This window comes from Bacillota bacterium, from assembly GCA_013178045.1.
Lineage (GTDB): Bacteria > Bacillota > Ch66 > Ch66 > Ch66 > Ch66.
The window spans coordinates 19,173-28,083 of sequence record JABLXP010000024.1; the positions used below are offsets into that span (position 1 = coordinate 19,173).

General features: G+C 48.8%; 7 protein-coding genes, 1 pseudogene and 1 riboswitch. Of the genes and pseudogenes, 7 read left to right on the top strand and 1 reads right to left on the bottom strand.

All coding sequences use genetic code 11. The annotated features are described in order from the left end of the window. Nucleotides 1-4 precede the first annotated feature (4 nt). Nucleotides 5-457 carry an aminotransferase class V-fold PLP-dependent enzyme gene (locus tag HPY81_09560; GenBank protein NPV27662.1) on the top strand — a complete coding sequence of 151 codons (453 nt, stop codon included), beginning with the start codon at nucleotides 5-7 and terminating at the stop codon, nucleotides 455-457. Between the two features lie 383 nt (nucleotides 458-840). Next, nucleotides 841-3,267, top strand: coding sequence for a copper-translocating P-type ATPase (locus HPY81_09565; protein NPV27663.1), 2,427 nt, complete (start codon nucleotides 841-843; stop codon nucleotides 3,265-3,267). A 208-nt stretch (nucleotides 3,268-3,475) separates the two neighbouring features. Here HPY81_09565 and HPY81_09570 read toward each other — a convergent pair whose 3' ends face one another. Next, on the bottom strand, nucleotides 3,476-3,628 hold the full coding sequence (locus HPY81_09570; protein ID NPV27664.1) for a DUF1540 domain-containing protein: 153 nt from the start codon (nucleotides 3,626-3,628) through the stop codon (nucleotides 3,476-3,478). Between the two features lie 230 nt (nucleotides 3,629-3,858). On the opposite strand from HPY81_09570, the pseudogene HPY81_09575 reads away from it, so the two are divergent. The 5 genes and pseudogenes from HPY81_09575 to HPY81_09595 all read left to right on the top strand — a co-directional run bounded on the left by HPY81_09575 (nucleotide 3,859) and on the right by HPY81_09595 (nucleotide 8,531). Beyond that, nucleotides 3,859-4,020: pseudogene (locus tag HPY81_09575) on the top strand (cobalamin-binding protein). Between the two features lie 155 nt (nucleotides 4,021-4,175). Beyond that, nucleotides 4,176-4,288, top strand: a riboswitch (SAM riboswitch). 151 nt (nucleotides 4,289-4,439) lie between these two features. After that, nucleotides 4,440-5,585 (top strand): homoserine O-acetyltransferase, encoded by a 1,146-nt coding sequence (locus HPY81_09580; GenBank protein ID NPV27665.1) that lies wholly within the window; start codon nucleotides 4,440-4,442, stop codon nucleotides 5,583-5,585. 217 nt (nucleotides 5,586-5,802) lie between these two features. Next, nucleotides 5,803-6,537, top strand: coding sequence for an epoxyqueuosine reductase (locus HPY81_09585; protein ID NPV27666.1), 735 nt, complete (start codon nucleotides 5,803-5,805; stop codon nucleotides 6,535-6,537). A 37-nt stretch (nucleotides 6,538-6,574) separates the two neighbouring features. Further along, nucleotides 6,575-7,732, top strand: a complete 1,158-nt coding sequence (locus HPY81_09590) for a 2-hydroxyacyl-CoA dehydratase (GenBank protein ID NPV27667.1) — start codon at nucleotides 6,575-6,577, stop codon at nucleotides 7,730-7,732. 10 nt (nucleotides 7,733-7,742) lie between these two features. Then, nucleotides 7,743-8,531, top strand: coding sequence for a 2-hydroxyglutaryl-CoA dehydratase (locus HPY81_09595; protein NPV27668.1), 789 nt, complete (start codon nucleotides 7,743-7,745; stop codon nucleotides 8,529-8,531). Nucleotides 8,532-8,911 lie beyond the last annotated feature (380 nt).

The following is an 8,911-nucleotide window of genomic DNA, read 5'->3' on the forward strand; positions in this document are numbered from 1 at the left end:
AAAGATGATCTACCTTGACAACGCGGCCACGTCCTGGCCAAAGCCAGACATTGTTTATACCACAATGGATCAGTTCCTGCGCAAGACCGGAGCCAACCCGGGGAGGGCCGGGCACAAGATGGCGGTAGAGGCGGAACGAATGATTCTGGAAACCAGAGCCCGGCTTGCCCGCTTCTTTAACGCGCCGGCGGCGGAACGGGTCATATTCACTCTTAACGCCACCGATTCGCTCAACATCGCTCTGAAGGGTTTGCTCAAACCTGGCGACCACGTGATCACCAGTCACCTGGAACACAATTCCGTAGTTCGACCGCTTAACCGTTTGATGGCGTTAAGAATCGAGGTGACGCGGGTAGTCAATGACCCATTTAGTAATATCGATCTGGAGCACCTGAGGAAATCGATTAGACCAAACACGCGCTTAATCGTCATTAACCACGCTTCAAATCGTGAGTAATCAAAAAAGACTTCTACGAGGGATTGTAGTCAAAGCCTTTTTACAATATTTGCAAATGAATCCCGTAATTCTTTAAGTATATTTTGCAAAAACTATTGACACAGTGTGTCTTACTGTATAATAATATAAAAAAAGAAAACCATACCATACGGGGGTATGGTACAAAAGATATAATTATTGGAAGTGCTATTACGTGGAACAATTAAGTAACTACTTCTGGTATCCATTACTTTTTGGTTTGCTGTTCTTTATGATGAGACGAGGTGGAGGATGTTGTGGCGAACAAGGCCATAGTGGACATCAGCACAGCAAGCCTGAGCCTAAAGAAGATGGAGAAAGAAATTCCAAGTAAATAAAGTAAATAAAGAAGAGAGGGATCCGAAATGGATAAAAGGGCAGCCCAACCTCGTGAAGCCAAGACAAGTCTCAAGATTTCGGGAATGTCCTGCGTCGCCTGTGCCAATCGGATCGCTAAAGGTCTTTCAAGCTTACCTGGCGTGGTGGAGGCTAATGTTAATTTTGCCAGCGAAAAAGCCACGGTAGAATATGACCCGAATGTAGTTAGCCTTCAAGATTTGGTTAAAAAGGTGAACGAGCTGGGATATTCTGTTCCGACTGAAAAGGTTGATTTGAGAATATTGGGGATGAGTTGCGTCGCTTGTGCCGGACGAGTGGAGAAGAAACTCAGCAGTCTCCCCGGGGTGATGCGGGCGAATGTCAACTTTGCCACGGAGAAGGCCACGGTCGAGTACAACGCCGGGCTGGTCAGCATCGATGAGCTCAAACAAGCCGTGGCGGAGGCTGGCTATGAAGCTCGCGCGGCGGAAGACAAACGCGACCTGGACCGCGAAAAGGCCGAAAGGGGGCGGGAGATTCGGCGACAGATGTCCCTGTTCATCTTTTCCGCCGCGCTTTCCCTGCCGCTGCTCCTGATCATGTTTAGCGAGCTGTTCGGATTTCAACTTCCATCGTTCCTTAGGTCCCGAATTACTCAATTTATCCTGGCCACGCCGGTTCAGTTTGTCGCCGGCTACCAGTTCTACCGTGGTGCTTATATCGCTCTCAAAAACAAGAGCGCGAACATGGATGTCCTGGTCGCCCTTGGAACTACCGCGGCTTACCTGTATAGCGTCGCCGCGACTTTCTTCATCGAACACGGCCACGTTTATTACGAGACTAGCGCGATTATTATCTCGCTGATCATCCTGGGCAAAATGCTGGAAGCCATTGCTAAAGGACGTACTTCGGAGGCGATCAAGAAACTGATGGGGCTTCAGGCCAGGACAGCCCGGATCGTTAGAAACGGTCAGGAACTGGAGATACCAATTGAGGAGGTCCTGGTAGGCGATATTGTCGTTGTTCGACCAGGGGAGAAGATTCCTGTTGATGGCATCATCCGCGAAGGTTACTCAACGGTAGATGAATCCATGCTGACCGGGGAGAGTATCCCGGTGGATAAAAAAGTTGGCGATGAAGTGATCGGGGCCACGCTCAATAAACACGGTACATTTAAATTCGAAGCGACGAGGATCGGCAAAGACACCACCCTCGCCCAAATTATCAAGATCGTTGAAGAAGCCCAGGGCTCAAAAGCGCCGATTCAGCGGCTGGCCGACGTGATTTCCAGCTATTTTGTTCCGGCCGTGGTTGGCATTGCTCTAGTCACCTTTGCGCTCTGGTATTGGGAAGTTGACCCGGGCAACTTTACCCGCGCCCTGATCAACTTTACCGCGGTCCTGGTAATTGCTTGCCCTTGTGCCCTGGGATTGGCCACGCCGACCTCGATTATGGTCGGCACCGGGAAGGGAGCGGAAAACGGTATCCTGATTAAAGGTGGCGAGCACCTGGAAAAAGCGCACCGTCTTACCGCGGTAATTCTCGATAAGACCGGGACGATTACGAAAGGGGAGCCCGAGGTCACCGAGATCATAACTCTGGGTGCATTCGCCGGAAAAGAAAACTATATTCTTAAGTTGGCCGGCATCACCGAGAAGAATTCTGAGCATCCGCTGGCGGAAGCGATCGTTAGGAAGGCTAAGGAATTGGGGGAAGAAATTCCTGATCCTCAGGATTTTCAGGCAATCCCAGGCCGCGGTGTGCGGACCAGTGTTGACGGACATGCTGTACTAATCGGGACGAGAAAGCTCATGCTCGAAAATGGGGTGGAAATTCAATCGGTCGTCGATAAGCTGGAAGCCCTCGAAAATGAAGGGAAAACAGCAATGTTGATGGCTGTCGATCAGCAAATGGCCGCGATAATTGCTGTAGCTGACACCGTCAAGGAACACTCCACCGAGGCGGTTCGCGAACTGAAAAAACTGGGAATCGAAGTCTGGATGATCACCGGGGACAATCAGCGAACAGCTAAGGCCATCGCTCAACAGGTTGGGATAGATAATGTCTTGGCAGAGGTATTACCTGAAGACAAGGCCAATGAAGTGCAAAGGCTGCGCGACCAGGGAAAGGTGGTCGCCATGGTGGGAGACGGCATCAACGATGCGCCCGCTCTGGCGACGGCGGATGTCGGAATCGCCATTGGTACCGGTACTGATGTGGCCATGGAAGCTGCTGACATCACCCTGATGAAAGGCGATCTTCGCGGTATAGTCGCGGCGATTAAGCTGAGCAAGGCGACTATGCGTAACATCAAGCAAAACCTGTTCTGGGCTCTTTTTTACAATACCCTGGGAATTCCCATTGCCGCGCTGGGGCTGCTCAACCCGGTAATCGCCGGCGGAGCTATGGCTTTCAGTTCCGTCTCGGTCGTTTCCAACGCCCTGCGTTTGAAACGGTTTAATCCGAGGCGCTAGACATATAACAAAGCCATCACAGGAGGTGATATTATGCTTAGGAAACACTACCTGCTTCGGCCAGTCGCCCATTGCAGCGGAGGACATTAGCTAGGCTGTCCCTGAAAGATTTCTGCGGAGACCCTCATGCCAAAGTTTTTGGTATGGACTTGCATTTTTCATAGGTGAGAGGAGGCGGGGAAACCTGCCTCCTACTCGATCTAAGTAATTATCCTTTTCTTCTAAAGGTATGGCAACAGGTTCCCGCTGATGTATCTACCTTGTTGTCCCCATTAGATCGGACTTCGATACCATCAGCATGACACTCTAAATTCATGTTGTAATGGCACTCCTCGCACAAGCATTTCATTACCTTCGACATGTGTTGTTCCTCCTTCTTGTATGTTAAGTTTATTATATCCGATCTCGTATGAGAATATCCTGTATGCTGTATTTGAACCCAGGTGTAGTTTATTATCACCAGCCTTTATTTATAGTTTTTCGATAGACATTAAGGTAATTATTTCTTGACAGCCAAATTTTCTGGCGATAAAATAAAGTTAATAACTCGGAATACAGGAATATATTCTGAAGAAGGAAGAGGGAGATAAGATGACACAATTAAAAGAAAGGCTTTTTAAGGATTTATCAGATGCGGTTGTAGAAATGGACGAAGAAAAAGCGATTACAGTCTCAACCGCCATAGTTGAAAATAACATTGATGCTTACGAAGCCATCGAGAAAGGCCTGTCTGATGGAATGAACAGGGCGGGGTTTTGGGGCATGACCCAGCGGCAGCCCTTTATACAAGCGGGTTTTATTACAAAAGGTTACTCCAGAAGGGCGTCGATTCAAATCTTTAAGACGAGCTAATTGACCCGGGGTGATTTCTGTGTTAATATAAACTAAACAAATAAATATAGTTTAATTTCTTATCCAGAGAGGTGGAGGGACTGGCCCGATGAAACCCGGCAACCAACCGATATTGGCGATTATTGGTAAGGTGCCAATTCCTGCAGGCGTATGTCCTGAGAGATAAGAAGAGGAAGGAAATAACCTCTCCAGTGTCTCAGGAGGGGGTTTTTTATTTTATCTTCAGTTGAACCTTAGGATAATGTTGAGCGAAATAGGGGGCAATTTGAATGGACCCAAAAAAACCTGACCAAAAGAATCTTGCCACCAGAAGGAAATATATGACGTTATTCAAACCCCCGCACGATTTTTTAACGGAAAGTGGCCGGCGCTTAGGGCCAATCACGGTGGCCTACGAAACTTATGGTCACCTCAATGAGGCCGGGACCAACGCTATTCTAATCTGTCACGCCCTGACGGGGGATGCTCACGCGGCTGGTTCTTATACCGGCGATGATGTTCTCCCCGGGTGGTGGGACGGATTGATCGGCCCGGGGAAGGCTTTTGACACTGATCATTACTTTGTGGTATGTTCCAATGTTCTGGGCGGCTGTCAGGGAACAACCGGCCCATCTTCGGTTAACCCGGCGACGGGCCGTCCTTATGGTACTGACTTTCCCATCGTCACCATCAGGGATATGGTGCGCGTTCAGCGTGAGCTTCTCCGTCACCTGGGGGTGAACCAGTTGGTCTGTGTTGCCGGTGGATCAATGGGCGGCATGCAGGTGTTGGAGTGGGGGGTAATGTTCCCCGGCTTCATGCAGTCGATCATTCCGATTGCGGTTTCAGCGTTCAGTACCCCGCAACAAATCGCTTATAACTATGCTGGTCGCTACGCCATCATGAGTGACCCGGCTTGGCAAAATGGAAACTATTACCCCGGTCCAGGACCAGTTCATGGCCTGATCACGGCGCGGGCGATTGGTACCATAACTTATAAAACCGATGCAACCTGGCTTACTCGATTTGGCCGGCGTCTCCAATATGGTGACAGCGATCCTTACCAATGGGGAACCAAGTTTGCCATCGAGTCATATTTGGAGTATCAAGGACATTCGCTGATTAAAAGATTTGACGCTAATTCATATTTATACCTTACCCGGGCCATTGATCTTTACGATCTTGGTCGTGATGGTACGCCCGAAGGGTGGAAAAACGCGCTGACCAGGGTTACTGCCAGTTCGCTGGTCATCAGCATTAATTCCGATATTCTGTATCCTCCTTATCAGCAAGAGGCTATTGCCGAAACCTTGGCGAAAAAGGGGAAAGACGTAACTTACTACGAATTAGACTCACCCTATGGTCATGACGCCTTTCTGATTGAGTTTGCGGTTCTTGATCGGGTGATTGGGGCCTTCTTGAAACGCATTCAGCGGTCTTGTGAGAAGCCAATGAATTCAGAAATAAATACGGCCTCTTTGGCCTGATAAGCTTTGAGAGTTATGAAGCCGCCAAAGGCTTCTTTTTTTACCTCTTGATTGATCGATAAAAGTTAACATTTGTTTATACGTCCCTAAGGGTTGCCCTATTATAACAGAAAGAAATACATATAATAAAGGAATTTTATTAAGGACTTAAGAATATTTTTTAAAAGGTTCAATAGTAAATCACGAGTAAATCACGTCCTGGGGAGGCATAAAGAAAGTGGAGTGGCAAGAGAGACTTAAGCAAGCTGCCCTGGAACACGGGTGGGATTATTTCGGCGTGGCTGAGATCAGCAAATACCATGACTACATGGCGACATTCTGCGGTGATTTTATCCGGCAATTCCCGCGGGCAATATCTCTGGTCATCAGATTAGCTGACGCGGTAGTCGATCCTGTTGAATCTCAAGAACAGGATAAGATTTTATCATTTCACAACTACATTTATTATGCTGTGGACTATCTCCAAAACACCGGTACGGTTAAGTTAGCCAGAGCGATAGAAAAGAATGGCTGGAAAGCCTTCCCTGTTCCTGCTTCCTATAATTTGTATCCTTCTAAACAGGCCGGACTGGTTTCCCATAAACTAGTAGCTCGGCTGGCAGGACTGGGATGGATCGGTAAAAACAGCCTTTTTCTAACCCCAAATGATGGCCCAAGGGTACGGCTAGCGACAATACTAACCGATGCTCCATTGGCGACAGGAACGCCAATGGAATCCAAATGTCGAGGCTGTCACTTATGTGTTGAGGCATGTCCTGGTGGAGCGATCCATGGGCGGGAGTTTAATGAAAATGAGCCAGACGAATTGCGTCTGGATCCGGTCAAATGCAAACAATTTATCGAAAACCGGAAGAAGGAATGGGGAATTGTCCTGGAACGCTGTGTTTGCGGCATGTGTGTGGCGATTTGCCCTTATGGGAAGCAACGTTCTGGCCGCAGACAAATAGTTTAAACATGGTATGTTTATTTTCTTAGAAAGGGTGAGAAAAATGCGACCACGAATAATGGAGACCTTTGAAGGATTACGGCAGCAAAACGTGCTCACCGTTAAAGAAGCTAAGGAAACGGGCAAAAAAATTGTGGGGATGTATTGCGTTTTTTCGCCGCAGGAACTGGTCGTGGCGGCCGGGGCGATGCCGGTAACCCTTTGCGGAACGAAACAAGACCCGATTCCCGCTGCGGAAAAAGTCCTTCCCCGCAACCTGTGCCCATTGATCAAGTCGAGTTACGGGTTTGCCATTACCGATACCTGCCCGTATTTTCATTTTGCTGACCTGGTAATTGCTGAGACGACGTGTGACGGCAAAAAGAAAATGTATGAACTGATGCAGCGAATCAAGCCCATGCACGTGCTGAGCTTGCCCCAGGGTGGAGGGGAAAATGAACTCAAATGGTGGCGGAACGAACTGAATCGCCTGAAGGAACGGTTGGAAGAAGAGTTCGCCGTGTCGATCACCGAGGAAAAAATCCGGGCCGCGATTGCCCTGGTTAACGAAGAGCGGCGGGTGATGAAGGAACTTCACGCGCTCAACCGTCTCCGGCCGGCTCCACTTTCTGGGCGGGATTTGTTACTGGCGCTTTGGATGAAGGGGTTTAATGTCAACAAAGAAGACGGTATTGCCTTGATCCGTCAGCTAATTGCAGAGGTGAAAGAAATCATCGCCAGTAAGCAATCTCCGTTCCAACCAGATACGCCGCGGATCCTGATCACCGGTTGTCCGATAGGAATTGGTTCGGAAAAGGTTATCCAGATTGTAGAAGATAGTGGAGGAGCGGTGGTGGGTTTGGAAAACTGTTCTGGGTACCGAAGCCTGCATACGTTGGTTGATGAGGACCCCGATAAGGATCCACTCTTAGCACTGGCGGAGAAATATTTGCAGACTCCCTGTTCGTGTCTGTCTCCTAACCCGGGACGGTTAGAGTTACTGACCGAATTGATTCGTGATTATGCGGTAGACGGCGTAATTGATCTGACCTGGCAGGCTTGCCATACTTTCAATATTGAATCATTCCTGGTACGAGAGCATGTGAAAGACAAGCTGGGTATCCCGTTCCTGCAGATTGAAACGGATTACTCTACTGCTGACATCCAAAGTTTAAAACTCCGGATTTCGGCCTTTCTGGAAATGATTAAATCTTCATCATGAGGTAATCGACATGTACACGGTTGGAATAGATGTGGGGTCATCGTCCTGCAAAGCAGTCTTGTGGGGAAATGACCGATGCGAGTATGTGATTATTCCTACTGGCTGGAGCCCCAAGCAGGCTGGCCGTGAAGCCTATCAAAAGCTGTTGTCCCAGGCCGGGGTTGTACCGAACGAGGTGAAGTATCGTGTGGCGACCGGTTACGGGCGGATATCCTTGGACTTTATTGATGAAGCCGTCACGGAAATCACCTGTCACGCTCAAGGGGCCAAATACCTGTTCCCACTAGCCGAGTTGATTATTGATATTGGGGGACAAGATAGCAAGGTTATTGTCCTAAACTCCAGGGGCGGAGTAGTTGACTTTGCCATGAATGACAAATGCTCGGCGGGAACAGGCAAGTTTCTTGAAATTATGGCCAATGCGCTGGGCATCGACCCGGCGGAAATTGGGGCAACTGTGACGGTACAAGATCCCATCACCATCAGCAGTATGTGTACTGTTTTTGCCGAGACGGAGGTCATCGGGCTGTTGGCCGAAGGGATTGACAAGCGGCGGATTATTGCGGGGATACATGCGGCCGTCGCCCAGCGAGTCGCCAATATGGCTAATCGCTTGGGTGATTTTCAAGTGGTCGTTTTCACGGGTGGGGTAGCGAAAAACACCGGGGTGAAAAAGAAACTGAGTCAGTTGCTGGGTGCTGAACTGCTTGTTCCTGCCGAACCGCAGATCGTCGGCGCGTTAGGAGCGGCCCTGATCGGCTGGAAGAAGCTTATTGGTGGTGGATTATTATGGGGCTAAAAGAAAAATTGAAAGTCGGCAAGATTGGGTAGGATTTCGCACACAAGTTGTTCGAAATCTTACTCTTTTTATTTTGTGATGTAGATAAAGTCCAAATCCTATCGCCAAGCAAGCCTTGAACTGTAAAGGGCCTCAAGAATTTCGCGGTCTGATTCGTCGTACATGGTGACAGGGAAACTAACAGATTTAGTCCTCCAGAGGTGGTTTTCTGCTGGAGTAACAGGTTTACGAGGCTGTTTTGGCCACTTTACCTCATCAGTTAAAGCATGCGGAGGTTTCCGGCCTCTATTTTTGTGGATTACGAACGCCTCGCCATATTCCTTGACCCCCTTTTTAATGCGTTTTACCTGGCGTTCGCTTAGGCTTAAAATCTCTGCTGC